The following is a 19790-nucleotide window of genomic DNA, read 5'->3' as shown; positions in this document are numbered from 1 at the left end:
CGATTTCTGACAAAAAATTATTTTTGGTTTTAAGGAGTTTAATCGTGAAAAAATTGTTATGTGCCGCTGCCCTAGGAATGGCATTGACCATGTCAGCAGGTGTTCAAGCCGCAGATAAAGTAGGTGTTGTGAACATCGGTCAAGTTCTCCAACAAATTCCTAACCGTGATGCGGTAGAGAAACAATTGGAAAATGAATTCAAATCACGTGATACTGAATTGCAGAACTTAGGTAAAGCACTACAGACCGCTGTTGAGAAATATCAAAAAGATGCACCAACTATGAATGCAACACAACGTGCGAATACAGAGAAAGATCTGGTTGCTAAACGTGAAGCATATGCACAAAAAGCACAAGCTTTTGAGCAAGACTTTAGCCGTCGTCAAGCTGAAGAACGTAACAAAATCATGAAACGTGTATTAGACGCTGTTGATGCAGTAGCGAAGAAAGAAGGCTATGATGTGATCCTTGATGCTAACACTGTACCTTATTTCGCAGATGGTAAAGATATTACTGCTCAGGTTCAAAAACAGGTTAAATAATAGATGTTTTCAATTCGATTAGCTGATCTTGCTCAGCAGTTGAATGCACAGTTACACGGCGATGGTGATATCACTATCGCCGGTCTTGCTTCAATGAGCCTAGCAAATAGCGAACAAATTACATTTCTTTCCGATAGTCGCTATCGTGAAAAATTAAGCGAATGTCAGGCTGCTGCCGTTGTATTAACAGAAGCTGATCTTCCATTTTGTCCCGTTGCCGCACTTGTGGTGAAAAACCCGTATCTTGCCTATGCTCAAATGGCACAGATTATGGATACAACACCGCAGCCAGCACAGGATATTCACCCAAGTGCTGTTATTTCTCCTGACGCTAAGTTAGGAAAGAATGTATCAGTGGGTGCAAATGCGGTTATCGAATCTGATGTTATCCTTGGTGATAATGTTGTGATTGGTGCCGGTTGTTTTGTGGGTAAAAAAGCACATATTGGCGATAATAGTCGTTTATGGGCAAATGTATCCGTTTATCATGAGGTTATCATTGGTAAAGATTGTCTAATTCAATCAGGTACTGTGATTGGTTCAGATGGTTTTGGTTATGCTAATGAACGTGGTAATTGGATTAAAATTCCACAATTAGGTTCAGTGGTAATTGGTGATCGCGTTGAAATCGGTGCATGCACCACAATCGACCGAGGCGCATTAGATAACACAGTTATCGGTAATGGTGTTATCATTGATAACCAGTGCCAAATCGCACATAACGTCATTATTGGTGATAATACCGCTGTTGCTGGTGGTGTCATCATGGCGGGTAGCCTGAAAATAGGTCGCTATTGTATGATTGGTGGAGCAAGTGTTATCAATGGTCATATGGAAATCTGTGATAAAGTCACGGTAACAGGTATGGGAATGGTAATGCGTCCTATCACTGAGCCGGGTGTTTATTCTTCAGGAATTCCGCTGCAATCGAATAAAGCATGGCGTAAAACCGCAGCACTTGTGTTGCGAATTGATGAAATGCAAAAAAGGCTCAAGTCGCTTGAACGTCAAGTAAAAAGTAGCGACAAGTAACAATATACGTCATTGACGAATGTTACCCATTTTGCGACCTGCGGGTTAACTCACTTTTTGAGTCACAGCAGGTCGTGTCATTATTAATTAGACTCAGTTTTATTAGACAGGAAGAGTATTGCAATGAGTGAGAATCATACTCTGCAAATCGAAGAAATTTTAGATTTACTTCCACACCGTTATCCATTCTTATTGGTTGATCGTGTCCTTGATTTTGAAGAAAAGAAATTTCTAAGAGCAGTAAAAAATGTATCTTTTAATGAGCCTTTCTTTCAAGGTCACTTTCCAGGAAAACCAATTTTTCCGGGCGTACTGATCCTCGAAGCCATGGCACAGGCAACGGGTATTTTAGCATTCAAAAGCGTAGGAAAGCTGGAACCTGGTGAGCTCTACTATTTTGCTGCTATTGACGGTGCTCGCTTTAAACGTCCTGTCTTACCTGGGGATCAAATGATCCTAGAGGTAGAATTCATTAAAGAACGTCGTGGTGTTGCTCGCTTTAAAGGCGTCGCTAAAGTTGATGGGGAAATTGCTTGCGAAGCTGAAATGATGTGTGCTCGCCGCCGTGAGGTCTAGCCTATGATAGATAAATCCGCAGTAATTCACCCTTCCTCAATTATTGAAGAGGGTGCGGTAATTGGTGCTAATGTTCGCATTGGCCCTTTTTGTGTCATTGGTGCTAATGTTGAGATTGGTGAAGGAACCGACATCAAATCTCACGTTGTTATCAATGGGCACACACGCATTGGTCGAGATAATCAGATCTATCAATTTACTTCTATTGGTGAAGTTAATCAGGATCTGAAATATCGAGGTGAACCAACGCAAGTCATTATTGGTGATCGAAACCTTATTCGTGAAAGTGTGACTATTCATCGTGGAACAATCCAAGGTGGTAATATCACAAAAATTGGTAACGATAACTTACTGATGATTAATACTCACGTCGCACATGATTGTATCATTGGTGATCGTTGTATTATTGCAAATAATGGCACTCTGGGTGGTCACGTCACTTTAGGTGATTTTGTGATTATCGGTGGTATGAGTGCAGTTCATCAGTTTTGCCAAATTGGTTCTCACGTGATGGTCGGTGGATGTTCAGGTGTGGCACAAGATGTTCCTCCTTTTGTTATTGCACAAGGAAACCACGCAACCCCTTATGGGCTGAATATTGAAGGATTAAAGCGCAGAGGTTTTGCTAAAGAAGATCTTCATGCAATCCGTAATGCTTACAAAGTGCTCTATCGTAATGGTAAAACACTGGAAGAAGCGCGTGAAGAAATTGGACAGTTGGTTGCTGATAATAATAATCCGCATGTCAAATTGTTCAGTGATTTTCTAGAAAACTCAGCAAAATCTAACCGCGGTATCATTCGCTAATTAGGATATGACCTTGTCAGGCCAATTATCTACTACTCAGCGTCCGTTAGTTATCGGCTTAGTTGCTGGTGAAACGTCCGGTGATATCTTGGGCGCGGGATTAATCCGCGCTCTAAAACAAATGCATCCCAATGTTCGCTTTGTCGGTGTTGCAGGACCTCTTATGCAAGCTGAAGGCTGTGAAGCTTGGTATGAGATGGAAGAGCTTGCCGTCATGGGGATCGTTGAAGTTCTCGAACGATTACCTCGCTTATTAAAGATCAGAAAAGATCTCACTCAACGATTCTCAGAGTTAAAGCCTGATGTTTTCGTGGGGATCGACGCACCTGATTTTAATATCACCCTTGAAGGCCGTTTAAAGCAAAAAGGGATCAAAACTATTCATTATGTCAGTCCCTCTGTATGGGCTTGGCGTCAAAAACGTGTTTTCAAAATTGGTAAAGCGACAGATCTTGTCTTAGCTTTTCTGCCTTTTGAAAAAGCGTTTTATGATAAGTATCAGGTTCCTTGTCGTTTTATTGGTCACACAATGGCTGATGCCATAGCCTTAAATCCAGACAAAAAGGCTGCTCGTGAACATCTAGAGATATCTGAAGAAACTCCTTGTTTAGCACTTCTTCCTGGCAGTCGTCATGCTGAAGTTGAGATGCTAAGTGCTGATTTTATAAAAACAGCACAGTTACTAAAACAGCAAATTCCCTCTCTTCATATTGTTGTACCATTAGTTAATGCTAAGCGACGAGCCCAATTTGAACAGATACATCAAAATGTGGCGCCCGAACTTGAGATACAACTTCTTGATGGGCAAGCAAGAGAAGCAATGACTGCGAGTGATGCCACTCTGTTAGCATCAGGTACAGCCGCATTAGAATGTATGCTAACGAAATGCCCAATGGTTGTTGGTTATCGTATGAAACCATTTACTTTTTGGTTAGCAAAACGATTAGTCAAAACGCCTTATGTCTCGTTACCTAATTTGTTAGCTGGTCGAGAAATTATCAAAGAATTATTGCAAGAAGAGTGTGAACCTTCGGCATTAGCAGAACAGCTTTTACCTCTTTTAACCGATGAAGAAAAAGTACGCCAATTAAAAGAGATATTTTTACAGCTACATAGCGCCATTCGTTGTAATGCGGATGAGCAAGCAGCAAATGCAGTATTAGAATTGGTAGAGAAATAATGGAATTTGTATATCCAAAAGCAAATCTTATTGCTGGAGTTGATGAAGTTGGTCGAGGCCCATTAGTGGGGGCTGTGGTTACCGCTGCCGTTATTCTTGATCCAGCAAATCCAATTGAAGGGTTAACAGACTCCAAAAAGTTAACAGAAAAAAAGCGTAATGCTCTTTACGACGAAATAAAAGAAAAAGCATTATGCTGGGCGATAGGCCGTGCAGAGCCTGAAGAAATTGATGAATTAAATATTCTTTGGGCAACCATGAAAGCAATGGAACGAGCTGTTGGAGGGTTATCAATAACACCTGATATGGTCTTAATTGATGGTAACCGTTGCCCTAAATTACCTATGGACTCTCAAGCGGTTATAAAAGGTGATAGTTTAGTTCAAGAAATTAGTGCAGCTTCTATACTTGCTAAAGTGACTCGTGATAGAGAAATGGAAGAGTTAGATAAGCTTTACCCTGATTATGGTTTTGCTAAACATAAAGGGTATCCAACTGTTTTCCATATGGAAAAACTAGCCTTATTAGGGGCAACACCCTATCATCGAAAAAGTTTTGCGCCTGTAAAACGTGCTTTAAATTTAAAGTAATCCACAGAGTAACTAAACACTATGGCAGATCCTCGTTTTATCCATCTTAGGGTACACAGCGATTATTCAATGATCGATGGATTGGCAAAAACAGGGCCTCTTGTGAAGAAAGTGGCTTCGCTAGGAATGCCTGCTTTTGCAATTACTGATTTTACTAACTTGTGTGGGCTAGTGAAATTCTATGGTGCTGCACATGGTGCTGGCATTAAGCCTATCATTGGTGCTGATGTTTACCTTGAAACAGAATTATTAGGTGATGAATATGCTCATCTCACTATTCTTGCACGCAATAATATAGGGTACCAAAATCTCACTTTACTGATTTCAGAGGCTTACAAACACGGTTACGGTGCTGTTGGACCGACGATTAAACAAGAGTGGTTAACAACCTATAAAGAAGGGCTCTTGTTACTTTCTGGCGGTAGAATGGGGGATGTGGGGAAGTTCCTACTTCGTGGTAATCGAGCTTTAGTCGATCAATGCCTTGAGTATTATCAAACTCACTTTCCTGATAGTTATTATCTAGAACTGATCCGTACAGGTCGTACAGATGAGGAAACTTATCTTCATGAAGCTGTTGCACTGGCTTCTGAAAAAGGTCTGCCTGTTGTCGCAACCAATGATGTCTGTTTTCTTGATAGTGATGATTTTGATGCACACGAAATTCGTGTCGCTATTCATGATGGATTTACGTTATCTGATCCTAAGCGTCCTAAGAATTATAGCCCTCAGCAATATATGCGCACAGAAGAAGAAATGTGTGAATTATTTGCTGATATACCTGAAGCATTAGAAAACAGTGTTGAAATCGCTAAACGCTGTAATGTTACGATCCGCTTAGGGGAATACTTCCTTCCACAATTCCCAACAGGGGATATGAGTACAGAAGATTTCCTCGTCAAAAAATCACAAGAAGGTTTGGAAGAGCGTTTAGCTTTTTTATTTCCAGATCCTGAAGAGCGACAAAAAAGACGTCCTGAATATGATGAGCGTCTTGATATCGAGCTGAAAGTGATTAACCAGATGGGATTCCCTGGTTACTTCCTTATCGTAATGGAGTTTATTCAGTGGTCTAAAGATAATGGTGTTCCTGTTGGTCCTGGACGAGGTTCAGGTGCCGGTTCACTAGTGGCGTATTCACTGAAAATCACGGATCTTGATCCTCTTGAGTTTGACTTGCTTTTCGAACGATTCCTTAACCCTGAACGTGTTTCGATGCCTGACTTTGACGTCGATTTTTGTATGGAAAAACGCGATAGAGTTATCGATCACGTTGCTGAAATGTACGGCCGAGATGCAGTCTCTCAGATTATTACATTTGGTACGATGGCGGCGAAAGCCGTTATTCGTGATGTTGGCCGCGTTTTAGGGCACCCTTACGGTTTTGTTGATAGAATTTCAAAACTTGTTCCTCCTGATCCGGGTATGACGCTGGAAAAAGCGTTTGCAGCCGAGCCTCAATTACCTGAAATTTATGAAGCTGATGAAGAGGTTAAATCTCTTATTGATATGGCTCGTAAATTAGAAGGGGTAACACGTAATGCAGGTAAACACGCTGGTGGTGTTGTTATTTCACCAACAAAAATTACCGATTTTGCGCCACTTTATTGTGATGCAGAGGGAAATAACCCCGTTACACAATTTGATAAGAACGACGTTGAATATGCTGGTCTTGTTAAATTTGACTTCTTAGGTTTAAGAACACTAACCATTATTAACTGGGCATTAGAGATGATTAATGCCCGACGTGCTAAAAAGTCACTTGAACCTGTTGATATTTCAGCAATCCCATTAACAGATCAGCGCAGCTTTGATATGTTGCAGCGTTCAGAAACGACCGCGGTATTCCAGCTGGAATCCCGTGGTATGAAAGATCTTATCAAACGTCTACGCCCTGACTGCTTTGAAGATATGATTGCGCTTGTTGCTCTATTTCGCCCGGGGCCATTGCAGTCAGGCATGGTAGATAACTTTATCGACCGTAAACATGGTGTTGAAGAAATTTCATACCCTGATGTTAAGTGGCAACATGAAAGCTTACAGCCCGTTCTAGAACCAACCTATGGTGTTATCCTATACCAAGAACAAGTTATGCAAATTGCACAGGTTCTTGCGGGATATACACTGGGCGGCGCGGATATGCTACGACGCGCAATGGGTAAGAAAAAACCTGAAGAGATGGCAAAGCAGCGCTCTGTTTTTGAAGAGGGAGCTATCAAAAACGGCGTCGATGGTGAGCTTGCTATGAGGATCTTTGACTTGGTGGAGAAATTCGCCGGTTATGGATTTAACAAATCACACTCAGCAGCGTATGCATTAGTTTCTTATCAAACATTATGGCTAAAAGCCCACTACCCAGCTGAATTTATGGCTGCTGTAATGACGGCAGATATGGATAACACTGAAAAAGTGGTGGGATTGGTTGATGAATGTTGGAGAATGGGCTTAAAGGTTCTTCCTCCTGATATTAATAGTGGGCTTTATCATTTCCATGTAAATGATGAAGGTGAAATCGTTTATGGTATTGGTGCCATTAAAGGTGTGGGTGAAGGTCCAATTGAAGCAATTGTAGAAGCGCGCCAACAAGGCGGTCACTTTAAAGATATTTTTGATCTCTGTGCTAGAACAGAAACGAAAAAATTGAATCGCCGAGTGATGGAAAAACTGATAATGTCAGGCGCATTCGATAAGCTGGGGCCTCATCGAGCTGCTTTGATGTCTTCATTAGAAGATGCGTTAAAAGCCGCAGACCAACATGCCAAAGCTGAAGCAATAGGGCAATCGGACATGTTCGGTGTGTTAGCTGAAGCTCCTGAACAAGTTGAGCGTTCTTATGCCAATATACCTAAATGGCCAGACCAAGTCGTTTTAGAAGGTGAGCGCGAGACTTTAGGTTTGTATTTAACAGGTCATCCGATCACTCGTTATTTAAAAGAAATTGAACGATATGCGGCAGGAACGCGTCTAAAAGATTTAGTACCAACACCTCGTGGTCAAATGGTGAAGGTTGCAGGCTTAGTACTTGCTTCTAAAGTGTTTACAACGAAACGTGGAAATCGGATCGGCGTTTGTACCTTAGATGATCGTTCAGGTCGCTTAGAAATTATGTTATTTTCTGATGCATTGGATAAATACCAACATTTATTAGAACAAGACAAGATTTTAATTGCCACTGGGCAGGTCAGCTTTGATGATTTCAATGGTGGGCTTAAAATGACAGTCCGCGAACTTATGGATATCAACGAAGCCCGTGAAAAATATGCACGAGGACTTGCTATCTCATTATCGGACAGGCAAATTAATGAGCAATTATTAAATCGTCTTCGCGGCGTTTTAGAACCTCATCGTTCAGGCACGATACCGGTTCACCTTTATTTTGAAAAGCATGATGCCTGCGCACGCTTACGATTTGGTGCGACTTGGCGTGTAACGCCAACAGATATGCTTTTAACGGATCTGCGAACTCTGCTGGGTAATGAGCAGGTAGAATTAGAATTTGACTAAAATAGGAATGTTATGAGTCTTAATTTTCTGGATTTTGAACAGCCAATTGCCGAGTTAGAAGCGAAAATTGATTCGCTAACCGCAGTTAGCCAACATGATGAAAAAATTGATATTAATATCGATGAAGAAGTTTCACGCTTAAGAGAAAAAAGCCTAGAGTTAACGCGTAAGATTTTTTCTGATCTTGGTGCATGGCAAGTTGCACAACTTGCACGTCATCCATTAAGACCTTACACACTGGATTATATTCATCGTATCTTTACTGACTTCCAAGAATTAGCGGGCGATCGTGCTTATGCTGATGATAAAGCTATTGTTGGTGGTATCGCGCGTTTAGACGGTCGTCCTGTTATGGTTATTGGGCACCAGAAAGGACGTGAAACAAAAGAGAAAATCCGCCGTAACTTTGGCATGCCAGCACCGGAAGGCTATCGTAAAGCACTTCGTTTAATGGAAATGGCACAACGTTTTAATCTTCCTATTATCACCTTTATTGATACTCCAGGTGCTTATCCTGGCGTGGGTGCAGAAGAACGTGGTCAATCAGAAGCAATCGCACGTAACTTACGTGAAATGTCACGCTTTGGTGTGCCAATCATCTGTACTGTTATTGGTGAAGGTGGTTCTGGTGGTGCGTTAGCCATTGGTGTTGGCGACAAAGTGAATATGCTGCAATACAGCACTTATTCTGTTATTTCACCAGAAGGTTGTGCGTCTATCCTTTGGAAAAGTGCAGATAAAGCCCCTCTAGCTGCAGAAGCAATGGGGATCACTGCAAACCGTTTAAAAGAGCTGAAGTTAATTGATACGGTTATCCCTGAGCCTTTAGGTGGCGCACATCGTCATCATGATGAAATTGCAGCGTCTTTAAAAGCACAAATTAAATCTGATTTAGAAGAGCTAGATACATTTGGCTCAGAAGAGCTAACAAACCGTCGTTACCAACGTTTAATGGAATACGGTTACTGCTGATAGCATGATGCTATTCAAAAATAAAAGAGAGCCTCATGTTGATGACATGAGGTTTTTTTATCCATAGAACTATCTCTTTCCAAGACAATAAAACCAAGTGATATTAACTATAATATATTATATATCAATGTGTTAAGTTGATCTCAAAAACAATATTAATTCACTTTTTTACTAAAAGAATAATTAGTCATATCTATTATTTTATAGAGTCATTTATTTCTTTTATGAGGAAAAAGCGATGATATCGTTTAATGGTAAAGTTGGAATTATTACAGGTGGTAATAGTGGTATTGGTTTGGCTTCTGCGGAAAAGTTTTTATCCTTAGGTGCATCGGTTGTTATCACTGGCAGTAATTTAGAGCGAGGCAAAACAGCAGAAAAATACCTAAAAGAGAAAGGATTTTTAGGTGAATTTATACAAATGGATGTGAAAAGTGAAAACGAAAATGAACAACTTATTGATTATGTCGTAAACAAATATGGACGATTGGATTTTATCTTTGCTAATGCAGGTGTTTTAACCGATAACATCGCAGATAAATTAGAGTATGAAAAATGGAAAGGGGTATTAGATGTTAATCTTAATGGACTCTTTCTGATTAATCGTGCCGCAATCCAATATTGGCTGAAAAACCAACTATCTGGTACAATTGTTAATTGTAGTTCGATTTGTTCCTTTGTTGGTCAACATGAATTTCCTGCCTATTGTGCATCAAAAGGCGGTGTTAAATTACTGACACAAACACTTGCAATTGATTATGCAAGCAAAGGTATTCGTGTTAATGCAGTTTGTCCGGGATATATTGATACACCTTTATTAGATGGTCGTGAACTTGATAAGCAAAAGTTAGCAACACGACATCCTATTGGTCGCCTTGGTACGCCAGAAGAGGTAGCTAATGTTGTGGTATTTTTAGCTAGTGATGCAGCCTCGTTTGTTACTGGAGCCTCTTATTTAGTAGATGGTGGTTTTACTGCGTAAATCATGTTTATTTAAGGCAGAATGATGTTTATTCCGCCTTATTTTTCTTCATGAGTAATACAATATCTTAAATTTCGCATTCATTTTTCAGGACTACGTTGTATTCGTGCAAAATCAGGTAGAAAAGCTTAACATAATCATCTGAATTCACTGATAAATGACGATACGATGAAACAGGAATACGGCTTACTCCTTAGAGAAATCAAACAACAAATTGATCCTTACACTAAAATTTTGGTGGGTTTTAGTGGTGGAGTAGATTCCACAGTTTTATTACAAGGGCTTGTGCGTTTACGTGATGAATTTCAATTACCTTTAGAATTAACGGCTATCTATATTCATCATGGATTAAACATCAAAGCGGATGACTGGCTTGCTCATTGTGAACAATGTTGTCAGCAATGGTGTGTCGATTTTATCAGTGAAAAAGTGAATGTAGATCCTAAAGAAGGCGGTCTTGAAAATGGTGCAAGAGAGGCACGTTACCAAGCCTTTCGTCGATATTTACAGCCACAACAAGTGTTAGTGACTGCTCAACATCAAGATGATCAAGCCGAGACCTTTTTACTGGCTTTAAAGCGAGGCAGCGGTCCTGCTGGGCTTTCTTCAATGCCAGCAAAAATGGTATTTGAAAATAGCTATTTGTTTCGACCATTACTCAATATTACGCGTGAGCAAATTGAATCTTATGCTACTGAACAAGGGCTAGATTGGATAGAAGACGATAGTAATCAAGATGATCGTTATGATCGTAATTTTTTGCGCTTACGTGTTATGCCCTTATTGGCTCAACGATGGCCTCACTTTTCTCAAGCAGTGACTCGAAGTGCGGCTCTGTGTGGTGAACAAGAAGCACTATTAGATGAACTATTAGATTCTGAACTTAATGCTTTAATGGACAGTGAGCACAGTTTAGATATCAATCAATTGGCTCACTGTAGTGTTATTAAGCGCAATGCTTTATTGAGGCGCTGGTTTGCTAAACACAATAAGACCATGCCATCAAGACAACAAATTTTACGATTATGGCAAGAGGTTGCCTTAGCAAAAGAAGATGCCGAGCCTCGATTGCAATTTTATCAAGATGAAGTTAGACGCTATAAGCAGCGCCTTTATCTCGTTCCAATGATTAATGAGCCCGTTGAGCATGCTATTGAATGGTCACTTACTGAGCCTTTATATTTACCTAATGGATTGGGTGTTTTATCAATAACAACTGAAATAGGGAAAAATACCGTTAGAGCGCCTTTTAGTGATGAAAAAGTCACAGTACGTTTTGGTTTAACACAAGCATCTTTGCGTATTGTAGGACGAGAGCACGCTCGACATAGTAAAAAGATTTGGCAAGAGCTTGAAGTTGCGCCTTGGCGTAGAACTAGAATTCCTTTGATTTATTATAATGATACGCTAATTGCAGCTATTAATACGTTTGTTACTTTTGAGGGAAAAGCAACATCAGAACACGCTATTACTATTGAGTGGCAAGAGGCTCATGAATGAACAACCGCCAATTGGCGGTTGTTCTTTATTCGGTTATTCCGATTTTATAACAATAGTCCCAAGTTCGGGATTTGAAAAACTGGCAATGATATCCAGCCTTAAGTCTTTAGAACCTTCAGATGTTTTGACTTTTAAGTATTCAACCTTCTTGCTTAAGAAAAGGTCATCCGCAACGCCTTCAATAAGCTCACCATCATGCAGTTCAATATGGAGTGCTAAACCACGCTGGCATGCTAACTCCAGATACTCATAATCATCACAGTTAATTGGTTGATATTCTGTATTTGTTGACATATTCCCTCACCACTCGTTCGTGGCGGTGTTGCCGCCAGTGAATAATTCAGAATAAAATCATTATGCTGTTATTCGATGTGAGCACAATAGTTATTATAATAATTTTCTGAAATAGTTCTTTATTCGAAGTGATTTGAGAAATAATTAACAATTATGGGTGCATTTATCTTAAAGCTTGTTTTATTACCCCCTTTTATTTTAAAAAATGTTAGAATCATATTGAGAATGATTTATTAAAAAGTACCCAGAATGTAGGGAGTCGATGATGGGGAAAAAACTTTTATTTGCAGCTGTTGCTGCTGGGTTATTTGTACTGTCAGGTTGCCAAAATAATATTGGCTTATCACTTGATGGAAAAATTGTAGACCAAACTTACAATAGTATTCTGCCTTGTGCCGATTGCTCTGGTATCGACACAACAATTCTTGTTAATCAAGATGGCTCTTATGTTATGGAGCAAAGCTATCAAGGTTCACCTGATGATAAACGTAGTTTCTTTGAATCAGGAACATGGGTATTAGGTAAAGATAAGCTGACGTTGACTAATAGCTATGGTGAGAAAAGCTATTACTTACCTCGTGAAGATAAATTAGTCATGCTTGATATTGATGGTAACGTGATTAATTCAGAGCTGAATTATACTTTAGCTAAGGTTCAGCCTAAACAGCTTGCTGGCGAGTTTACCTATTTTGCCGATGCTGGAACATTTAAAGACTGCCAATCAGGGCGTGTTTACGCAGCCAGTGGTATTGAATTGGAAAAAGGCTATTTCTCAACTGGTGTTGATGGTGGAACACCTGTTTACCTTGAAGTTAATGGTTATTACAGCATTCGTCCTTCAATGGAAGATGGTAAATATGACAGAGCGTTAGTGGTTACTGATGAAAAACCTCGTTTTAATCGCCATGGCTCTTGTGGAAACCATCGTGGTGGCAGAAGTTAAGTTTTAGTCTCTATTTATTTCTAATAAAAAACCCGCTGATGCGGGTTTTTTGTTTTATCAATCCAGCCCTTAAAGATAAAGGGCTTAATAATTAAGCGAGTTGTTCTTTAATAAAGGCAACAACATCGTCAACATTGACTAGTGATTTATCATCACTACGACGCGCTTTATATTCGATTTGATTGTTGTCTAGATTACGATCACCAATCACGATAGTGTGTGGAATACCGATAAGTTCCATATCAGCAAACATTACACCCGGGCGTTCTTTACGGTCATCAAACAGAACATCAATACCCTGAGCACGCAATTCGTCATAAAGTCTGTCAGCAACTTCTTTAACACGATAAGAACGATGCATATTCATTGGTAAAATAGCTACTTGGAATGGTGCAATCGCATCTGGCCAAATAATACCGCGAGCATCATGATTTTGTTCAATAGCGGCAGCAACAATACGAGTTACACCGATACCATAACAACCCATAGTAACAATTTGGTTATGACCTTCTTCGTTTTGTACCGTTGCTTTTAATGCTTCTGAGTATTTTGTGCCAAGTTGGAAAATATGACCAACTTCAATACCACGTTTGATCAGTAATGTTCCTTTACCGTCAGGGCTTGGATCGCCTTCAACAACATTACGGATATCAGCAATTTCAGCAACAGGCAGGTCACGCTCCCAGTTGATACCAAAATAGTGTTTACCATCAACGTTTGCACCAGCACCAAAATCACTCATTACAGAGACAGAACGATCCATAATAACGGGTAGTGGCAGATTAACTGGACCTAATGAACCTGGACCTGCATTTACAGCTTGGCGGATTTCTGCTTCAGTAGCGAAAGTTAAAGGTGTTGCAACGATAGCGCATTTTTCTGCTTTAACTTCATTAAGCTCGTGATCGCCACGAACTAATAATGCAACTAATGGGTGACCACTTTCTTTCGTACCATGAACAATCAGTGTCTTAACTGTTTTTTCAATTGGTAAATTAAATTGTTCAACTAATTCAGCAATTGTTTTAGCGTTTGGTGTATCTACTAAACGTAATTCTTCAGTTGCAGCTGTTCGTGGCGTGGCAGGCATTACTGCTTCTGCTAATTCGATATTGGCTGCATAGTCAGAGCCTGTAGAGAAGACGATATCATCTTCACCGCTGTCAGCTAAAACTTGGAATTCATGAGAGGCGTTACCACCAATAGAGCCTGTATCTGCAAGTACTGGACGGAAATCTAAACCAATACGTGAGAAAATTTTGCTGTAGGCTTCATACATTCTGTCGTAAGTCTCTTGTAAAGACTCTTGAGAGATATGGAAAGAGTATGCATCTTTCATGATAAATTCGCGAGAGCGCATAACACCAAAACGAGGGCGTACTTCATCGCGGAATTTAGTTTGAATTTGATATAAATTCAGTGGAAGTTGTTTGTAAGAGGTAATTTCATTACGAACAATATCAGTAACAACCTCTTCGTGGGTTGGGCCTAAAACAAATGGGCGCTCGCCTCTGTCTGAAAAACGCAGTAACTCAGGGCCATACTGTTCCCAACGACCACTTTCTAGCCATAAGTCAGCGGGTTGAACAACGGGCATTGAAATCTCAAGTGATCCAGCGTTGTCCATTTCTTCACGAACAATTTTTTCAATTTTTCTTAGAACACGAACCCCTGTCGGCATCCAATCATAAAGACCAGAAGCGAGTTTGCGGATCATGCCTGCGCGAAGCATAAGTTGATGGCTGACAATTTCTGCATCAGCAGGTGTCTCTTTTAAAGTAGAGAGCAAATAGTGGCTAGTACGCATTATTAGGTTCCATTAGAACAAAAATACTTAGGCTGACTGTCACGCCAGTCTACATCAATATAATTAGAGAAAGACTTTAGTCTACCAGTGACTTAGGTCTGCCAAAAGGGGCAAAGCATTTTTTTCAATCTGATTTGTCTAAAGACATGAGAATGACTCTCAGATTAGACTATCCATGATAGCAATATCAATGAAGATAATAGCAAGTTACCGCGGTTCTATACTAAGAACAAGTGTCTGTTGTCCATTGACTTGCCAGCGAACATTAAATTCGAGTAAGTGTACCGCATAAATTCTATCACTTTGTTTGCCCTTTTTATAAGCAGGACGAGGATCTTGCTGTAATACTTGGGTAATAAAACGTGAAAGATGAGGGTACTCATTGGCATAGTATTGCAGTTGTTCTGATGCAATCTGTGAAAAGAAAATTGGCATTTCGCTACTAGGTGCTTCTTGTGCAAACCCTGCGATTGCATTTGGGCGCGATTCTGCAAACGGTAAATAAGGTTTGATATCAAGAATAGGAGTGCCATCCACTAAATCAAGGCTACCCAATTCTAAAATAACAGACTGGTTGTCCGTATTTACTTTTTTCAATTCAACCAATGACATGCCAATTGGGTTGGGGCGAAAGGTTGAGCGAGTTGCAAATACTCCAATTTTGGCATTTCCACCTAATCTAGGGGGGCGAACGAGAGGATGCCAACCTTGTTGTGCTGTTTGATGAAAAACAAAGATCAACCAAAGGTGACTAAATTGCTCTAAGCCTCGAACTGCATCAGGGTGATTATAAGGTGTATGTAGAATAAGTTGACCGCCGCCATCCTGGATCAATCCAGGTTGGCGTGGAACGGCAAATTTTTCTTTATAAGGGCTTGAGATATGCCCTATAGGATTCATTTGGTAGGTGTTCATTTGGTAATGAGTAATGCTGTGCCTTCACAAATAGCGGATTGATAGCAACCTAAGCCTGTGACAATTTGGCATTCATGCAATAAAACGGCATTCGCATTTTTGTAAGCTGCTTTTGCTGCCATACTTTTTTTAGCAATAGGTAAACTTGCTGGTGGATCTTGCAATGTTTGACGACAAGATTCACCAGCGACGATACCGAGATCTTTAAAAGGAGCACCTAAAAGGTCTTCTGTTTTTTCAACAATACGCACTGAAGGTAAAGTCTGTGATCTTGGTTTTGGTGGCTGTCCGGGTTTATTTAAACGCATATCCGTAAATTTAGACTGATCAACATCAGATGATTTTTGCATTGAACAGCCTGTCATAAACAGCGCCATGATGCCAATAAGTAGCAAGCGCATGTGCATGGGTAATATCCTCTTTATTATTGTCTATACAAAAATTAAACGGCACTAATTTAATGCAAATTAGCCAAGTAAAAAAGAGAAAGGCGAACAAATGTCCGCCTTTTTTATAATTAAGTTAAATTTTAACGTATTACCAGCCTTTTACAGCACCGCCGTTAAAGATTTTATTTGCAGCACTATCTACTTCATCAGTTTGGTAAGCTTGGATAAATTTCTTCACATTCTCACTGTCTTTATTATCTTCACGGGCAACAATGATATTTACATATGGAGAGTCTTTATCTTCAACAAAAATACCGTCTTTTGCTGGTGTTAAGTTTACTTGGCTAGCATAAGTTGTATTGATTACCGCTAAATAGATTTTTTGATCATCTAATGAACGTGGTAATTGAGGTGCTTCTAATTCTACTAATTTTAGATTTTTAGGATTTTCAATAATATCTAAAGAAGTTGGTAATAAGCCCACACCATCTTTTAATTTAATTAAACCTACTTTTTCTAATAACAGCAGTGAACGGCCTAAGTTAGTTGGATCGTTAGGGATAGCGACTTGAGCACCATCAGGTAAATCGGCTAAATCAGTAATTTTTTTAGAGTAACCTGCAATAGGATAAATAAAGGTATTTCCTACAGCTGTAATTTTGAAATTACGATCTTTAATTTGCTGATCTAAATAAGGTTTGTGCTGGAATGCATTAAGATCGATATCACCACGACTCAATGATTCATTCGGCATTACGAAGTCATTGAAAGTAACGAGTTCTACATCAAGACCGTATTTATCTTTAGCAACTTGTTTTGCTACTTCGGCAACTTGTTGCTCAGAGCCAGAGATAACACCAACACGAATATGGTTTGGATCTTTTTCTTTTTCACCACAACCAGCTAATGCTAATGCGCCAACTAAAGCACTTACGACTGCGAGCGATTTAAATTTCAATGACATACATTCACCCTTATTTGATCAGTTAACTAAAAGGTTTCGATTTAATAATTGAAACCTTCAATTTAATTATTTATGTGTTGTCAGCTTCACTAAGCGATCGCCGAAAAACTGAATGATAAAAACAAGAATAACGAGTAGAACAATCACAATATTCATTACAGTTGCATTATAGCCAACGTAACCATATTGATAACCAATTTGACCTAAACCACCTGCACCAACAGCACCACCCATTGCTGAGTAACCAACTAATGTAATCAGTGTAATAGTTGCAGCGTTAATCAAGCCTGGTAAAGATTCTGGTAATAAAATTTTCTTAATAATTTGCATTGGTGTTGCACCCATAGAACGAGATGCTTCAATTAATCCTTGTGGGATTTCCAATAGCGTATTTTCGACCATGCGAGCAATAAAAGGTGCGGCTGCAACAGTTAATGGCACGATAGCTGCTTGTAAGCCAATAGATGTTCCTACAACCAAACGAGTAAACGGGATCATCCATACAAGTAAGATAATAAAAGGGATTGCCCTGAAAATATTCACAAGTGCTGAGATAACACGATAGGCAGGTGGATTTGCCATAATTTGTTCAGGACGTGTGACATAAAGTAAAACACCAAGTGGTAGCCCAATAACAAAACCAAAGAAGCCTGAAACGAAGGTCATGACTAAGGTTTCCCAGATCCCACTAATTAATAAATAAACCATTCCTTCAGACATAACCGAGAACCTCTACTTTCACATGATGCTCTTCTAAAAACGCAATCGACTTTTCAGTATTACCATTCTTACCGTGTAGTTCAGCTAACATCACGCCAAACTTCACCCCACCGGCATAGTCCATTTGTGAACTTAAGATATTAATATCTGCGTCAAAACGACGTGCAACGATGGACATTAATGGTGCATCAACTGATTGACCGTTAAATTCAAGTTTCAATAATGGGAATAAACCTTCTTCCCACTCTGGTTTCATACGTTCTTTGTAATCTTCAGGAATATCCAATTGTAGTGTTGATTGGATAAATGCCTGAGAAACTGGTGTTTTGGGATGAGAGAAAACTTCACTCACGGCATCACTTTCAACTAATTCACCACCACTTATTACTGCAACCTGATCACAAATGCGTTTTACAACATCCATTTCATGAGTGATTAATAAAATGGTGAGGTCTAAACGACGGTTAATGTCTTTTAATAATTCTAAAATAGAGCGTGTTGTCGCTGGATCAAGTGCGCTAGTTGCTTCATCACATAATAAAACGTTCGGTGAGTTTGCTAGTGCGCGTGCAATTGCAACACGTTGCTTTTGTCCGCCAGATAAGTTTGCTGGGTAATACTCTTTCTTATCTGACAAACCGACTAGTTCAAGTAATTCATTAACACGCTTATTAATTTCAGTACGAGGCGTATTATCAAGTTCTAATGGCAGCGCCACATTATCAAACACTGTACGAGAAGACAGTAAGTTGAAATGTTGGAAAATCATGCCAATACCACGACGTGCTTTTGTTAACTCTTTATCAGATAACTTTGTTAGATCACGACCATCAACAAGCACTTCACCTGAAGTTGGCTTTTCTAACATATTCACACAACGTATAAGTGTACTTTTACCCGCTCCTGACGATCCGATAACACCAAAAATCTGCCCTTGAGGCACATGCAGGTTAATGTTTGATAGCGCTTGTATTGAACGCTCTCCCTGCTTAAACACTTTGTTTATATTCGTCAGTTTAATCATGTTTTTCTTTATATAAGTAGATATGGGACATAAAGACTATTCTGCCCGAGTTAAAATAGATGTTAAGGCGTCTAGACGGCTAAGTCAATAAAAAAGAGTTGAAGACTAATAAAGAAAGAAAGCCGTGGATATCATTCTCTATATAAGAAAAAACATGCGATACTAATAAAAATATCTAAATGGAGTAATGCTGTGAGTAAGGGGATTTCTGCGATTTTCTTAGATCGCGATGGAACTATTAATATAGACCATGGTTATGTGTCTGAAAGTGATAACTTTGAGTTTATCGATGGCGTCATTGAGGCAATGGCTGAATTAAAAGCTATGGGATATGCCTTGGTACTAGTGACTAATCAATCGGGTATTGGTCGTGGCTACTATAGTGAAGATCAATTTTTACACCTAACAGAATGGATGGATTGGTCTTTGGCTGATAGAGGTGTTGATTTAGACGGTATCTATTATTGTCCTCATCATCCTGATGCCACTGTAGAAGAATATAAGAAAGAGTGTGATTGTCGCAAACCAGCCTCAGGTATGTTTATGGATGCAAAAGCACAATTAAACATCGATATGGCTTCTTCTTATATGGTAGGTGATAAAAAAGAAGATATGTTGGCAGCAAAAGCTGCGGGAGTGGGTCATAAAATTCTTGTTCGCACAGGAAAAGAGATAACTGAAGAAGCACAACAGTGTGCAGATTTTGTTCTCGATAGCCTTGCAGACTTGCCAAAATGGCTAAAAAGCCACAAAAAATAGGCACTTCGTTTAATTTACCAACAAACGAACATTTTTTTTAAAAAAACTATTGCCAGCCTCAGAAAACTCCCTATAATGCGTCCTCGTTGTCACGGCACAGGGCGCTAAGCGAACTGACTGAGAGAACAAAGAAAAAAAGTGAAAAGCCTTGAAAATAAACGCTTGACACCGAATGAGGAAGATGTAGAATGCACCTCCTCGCAACAACGCAGAAGACCGGAAACGGCAGCGAATGTTGCACTGCTCTTTAACAAATTATCAGACAATCTGTGTGGGCACTCGCAGAGACG

General features: G+C 39.7%; 19 protein-coding genes. 12 read left to right on the top strand and 7 right to left on the bottom strand.

Going from position 1 to position 19790, the window contains the following annotated elements; genetic code table 11:
- Nucleotides 1–44 precede the first annotated feature (44 nt).
- The 10 genes from DK857_RS09085 to tilS all read left to right on the top strand — a co-directional run bounded on the left by DK857_RS09085 (nt 45) and on the right by tilS (nt 11685).
- Complete coding sequence (locus DK857_RS09085; protein ID WP_036934019.1) at nt 45–542, top strand: OmpH family outer membrane protein; 498 nt, start codon at nt 45–47, stop codon at nt 540–542.
- Nucleotides 543–545: 3 nt separating this feature from the next.
- Nucleotides 546–1574 (top strand): UDP-3-O-(3-hydroxymyristoyl)glucosamine N-acyltransferase, encoded by a 1029-nt coding sequence (lpxD, locus tag DK857_RS09080; RefSeq protein ID WP_109402018.1) that lies wholly within the window; start codon nt 546–548, stop codon nt 1572–1574.
- Nucleotides 1575–1697: 123 nt separating this feature from the next.
- Nucleotides 1698–2150, top strand: a complete 453-nt coding sequence (gene fabZ / locus DK857_RS09075; protein WP_006535887.1) for a 3-hydroxyacyl-ACP dehydratase FabZ — start codon at nt 1698–1700, stop codon at nt 2148–2150.
- Nucleotides 2151–2153: 3 nt separating this feature from the next.
- Nucleotides 2154–2957, top strand: coding sequence for an acyl-ACP--UDP-N-acetylglucosamine O-acyltransferase (lpxA, locus tag DK857_RS09070; protein ID WP_109402017.1), 804 nt, complete (start codon nt 2154–2156; stop codon nt 2955–2957).
- A gap of 7 nt (nt 2958–2964) precedes the next feature.
- Nucleotides 2965–4137, top strand: coding sequence for a lipid-A-disaccharide synthase (gene lpxB, locus DK857_RS09065; RefSeq protein WP_109402016.1), 1173 nt, complete (start codon nt 2965–2967; stop codon nt 4135–4137).
- Entirely contained in the window at nt 4137–4727 is a 591-nt protein-coding gene (gene rnhB, locus DK857_RS09060) for a ribonuclease HII (RefSeq protein ID WP_109402015.1), read from the top strand. The genes lpxB and rnhB overlap by 1 nt, the downstream gene beginning before the upstream one ends.
- A gap of 21 nt (nt 4728–4748) precedes the next feature.
- A complete protein-coding gene (dnaE, locus tag DK857_RS09055) occupies nt 4749–8231 on the top strand; it encodes a DNA polymerase III subunit alpha (RefSeq protein ID WP_109402014.1) in 3483 nt (1160 codons plus the stop codon).
- A gap of 12 nt (nt 8232–8243) precedes the next feature.
- The gene (gene accA / locus DK857_RS09050; protein WP_109394049.1) at nt 8244–9203 is read left to right on the top strand and encodes an acetyl-CoA carboxylase carboxyl transferase subunit alpha; all 960 of its coding nucleotides are present in this window, start codon (nt 8244–8246) and stop codon (nt 9201–9203) included.
- A 238-nt stretch (nt 9204–9441) separates the two neighbouring features.
- Nucleotides 9442–10185 carry an SDR family NAD(P)-dependent oxidoreductase gene (locus DK857_RS09045; RefSeq protein ID WP_109402013.1) on the top strand — a complete coding sequence of 248 codons (744 nt, stop codon included), beginning with the start codon at nt 9442–9444 and terminating at the stop codon, nt 10183–10185.
- A 168-nt stretch (nt 10186–10353) separates the two neighbouring features.
- Nucleotides 10354–11685: a tRNA lysidine(34) synthetase TilS gene (gene tilS, locus DK857_RS09040; RefSeq protein WP_109402012.1), complete on the top strand. Its 1332-nt coding sequence runs from the start codon at nt 10354–10356 to the stop codon at nt 11683–11685.
- A 33-nt stretch (nt 11686–11718) separates the two neighbouring features.
- Here the strand turns inward: tilS and rof are convergent, their stop codons facing one another.
- A complete protein-coding gene (rof, locus tag DK857_RS09035; RefSeq protein WP_109394046.1) occupies nt 11719–11979 on the bottom strand; it encodes a Rho-binding antiterminator in 261 nt (86 codons plus the stop codon).
- Nucleotides 11980–12241: 262 nt separating this feature from the next.
- Between rof and nlpE the strand changes: the two genes are divergently transcribed.
- Complete coding sequence (nlpE, locus tag DK857_RS09030) at nt 12242–12922, top strand: envelope stress response activation lipoprotein NlpE (RefSeq protein ID WP_083629074.1); 681 nt, start codon at nt 12242–12244, stop codon at nt 12920–12922.
- 91 nt (nt 12923–13013) lie between these two features.
- Here the strand turns inward: nlpE and proS are convergent, their stop codons facing one another.
- The 6 genes from proS to metN all read right to left on the bottom strand — a co-directional run bounded on the left by proS (nt 13014) and on the right by metN (nt 18741).
- Complete coding sequence (gene proS, locus DK857_RS09025) at nt 13014–14729, bottom strand: proline--tRNA ligase (RefSeq protein WP_109394045.1); 1716 nt, start codon at nt 14727–14729, stop codon at nt 13014–13016.
- Between the two features lie 207 nt (nt 14730–14936).
- Nucleotides 14937–15644 (bottom strand): tRNA (N6-threonylcarbamoyladenosine(37)-N6)-methyltransferase TrmO, encoded by a 708-nt coding sequence (tsaA, locus tag DK857_RS09020; RefSeq protein ID WP_109402011.1) that lies wholly within the window; start codon nt 15642–15644, stop codon nt 14937–14939.
- Complete coding sequence (rcsF, locus tag DK857_RS09015) at nt 15641–16051, bottom strand: Rcs stress response system protein RcsF (RefSeq protein WP_083629073.1); 411 nt, start codon at nt 16049–16051, stop codon at nt 15641–15643. Before rcsF ends, tsaA begins: the two co-directional genes overlap by 4 nt.
- A 130-nt stretch (nt 16052–16181) precedes the next feature.
- On the bottom strand, nt 16182–16997 hold the full coding sequence (locus DK857_RS09010) for a MetQ/NlpA family lipoprotein (protein WP_075671666.1): 816 nt from the start codon (nt 16995–16997) through the stop codon (nt 16182–16184).
- A 66-nt stretch (nt 16998–17063) separates the two neighbouring features.
- A complete protein-coding gene (locus DK857_RS09005; RefSeq protein WP_023582692.1) occupies nt 17064–17717 on the bottom strand; it encodes a methionine ABC transporter permease MetI in 654 nt (217 codons plus the stop codon).
- Nucleotides 17710–18741: a methionine ABC transporter ATP-binding protein MetN gene (gene metN, locus DK857_RS09000; protein WP_109402010.1), complete on the bottom strand. Its 1032-nt coding sequence runs from the start codon at nt 18739–18741 to the stop codon at nt 17710–17712. Before metN ends, DK857_RS09005 begins: the two co-directional genes overlap by 8 nt.
- Before the next feature lie 192 nt (nt 18742–18933).
- On the opposite strand from metN, the gene gmhB reads away from it, so the two are divergent.
- Nucleotides 18934–19500 carry a D-glycero-beta-D-manno-heptose 1,7-bisphosphate 7-phosphatase gene (gene gmhB, locus DK857_RS08995; protein ID WP_109394042.1) on the top strand — a complete coding sequence of 189 codons (567 nt, stop codon included), beginning with the start codon at nt 18934–18936 and terminating at the stop codon, nt 19498–19500.
- Nucleotides 19501–19790 lie beyond the last annotated feature (290 nt).

Origin of the sequence: Proteus terrae, assembly GCF_003144325.1 — a bacterium.
GTDB lineage: Bacteria > Pseudomonadota > Gammaproteobacteria > Enterobacterales > Enterobacteriaceae > Proteus > Proteus terrae.
This window is presented reverse-complemented; position numbering and strand designations above follow the sequence as displayed.

Bases quoted from the DNA above. Each gene is read 5' to 3' on its own strand.
- lpxD (WP_109402018.1), top strand. From the start codon at position 546: ATGTTTTCAATTCGATTAGCTGATCTTGCTCAGCAGTTGAATGCACAG.
- fabZ (WP_006535887.1), top strand. From the start codon at position 1,698: ATGAGTGAGAATCATACTCTGCAAATCGAAGAAATTTTAGATTTACTT.
- lpxA (WP_109402017.1), top strand. From the start codon at position 2,154: ATGATAGATAAATCCGCAGTAATTCACCCTTCCTCAATTATTGAAGAG.
- lpxB (WP_109402016.1), top strand. From the start codon at position 2,965: ATGACCTTGTCAGGCCAATTATCTACTACTCAGCGTCCGTTAGTTATC.
- rnhB (WP_109402015.1), top strand. From the start codon at position 4,137: ATGGAATTTGTATATCCAAAAGCAAATCTTATTGCTGGAGTTGATGAA.
- dnaE (WP_109402014.1), top strand. From the start codon at position 4,749: ATGGCAGATCCTCGTTTTATCCATCTTAGGGTACACAGCGATTATTCA.
- accA (WP_109394049.1), top strand. From the start codon at position 8,244: ATGAGTCTTAATTTTCTGGATTTTGAACAGCCAATTGCCGAGTTAGAA.
- DK857_RS09045 (WP_109402013.1), top strand. From the start codon at position 9,442: ATGATATCGTTTAATGGTAAAGTTGGAATTATTACAGGTGGTAATAGT.
- tilS (WP_109402012.1), top strand. From the start codon at position 10,354: ATGAAACAGGAATACGGCTTACTCCTTAGAGAAATCAAACAACAAATT.
- rof (WP_109394046.1), bottom strand. From the start codon at position 11,979: ATGTCAACAAATACAGAATATCAACCAATTAACTGTGATGATTATGAG.
- nlpE (WP_083629074.1), top strand. From the start codon at position 12,242: ATGATGGGGAAAAAACTTTTATTTGCAGCTGTTGCTGCTGGGTTATTT.
- proS (WP_109394045.1), bottom strand. From the start codon at position 14,729: ATGCGTACTAGCCACTATTTGCTCTCTACTTTAAAAGAGACACCTGCT.
- tsaA (WP_109402011.1), bottom strand. From the start codon at position 15,644: ATGAACACCTACCAAATGAATCCTATAGGGCATATCTCAAGCCCTTAT.
- rcsF (WP_083629073.1), bottom strand. From the start codon at position 16,051: ATGCACATGCGCTTGCTACTTATTGGCATCATGGCGCTGTTTATGACA.
- DK857_RS09010 (WP_075671666.1), bottom strand. From the start codon at position 16,997: ATGTCATTGAAATTTAAATCGCTCGCAGTCGTAAGTGCTTTAGTTGGC.
- DK857_RS09005 (WP_023582692.1), bottom strand. From the start codon at position 17,717: ATGTCTGAAGGAATGGTTTATTTATTAATTAGTGGGATCTGGGAAACC.
- metN (WP_109402010.1), bottom strand. From the start codon at position 18,741: ATGATTAAACTGACGAATATAAACAAAGTGTTTAAGCAGGGAGAGCGT.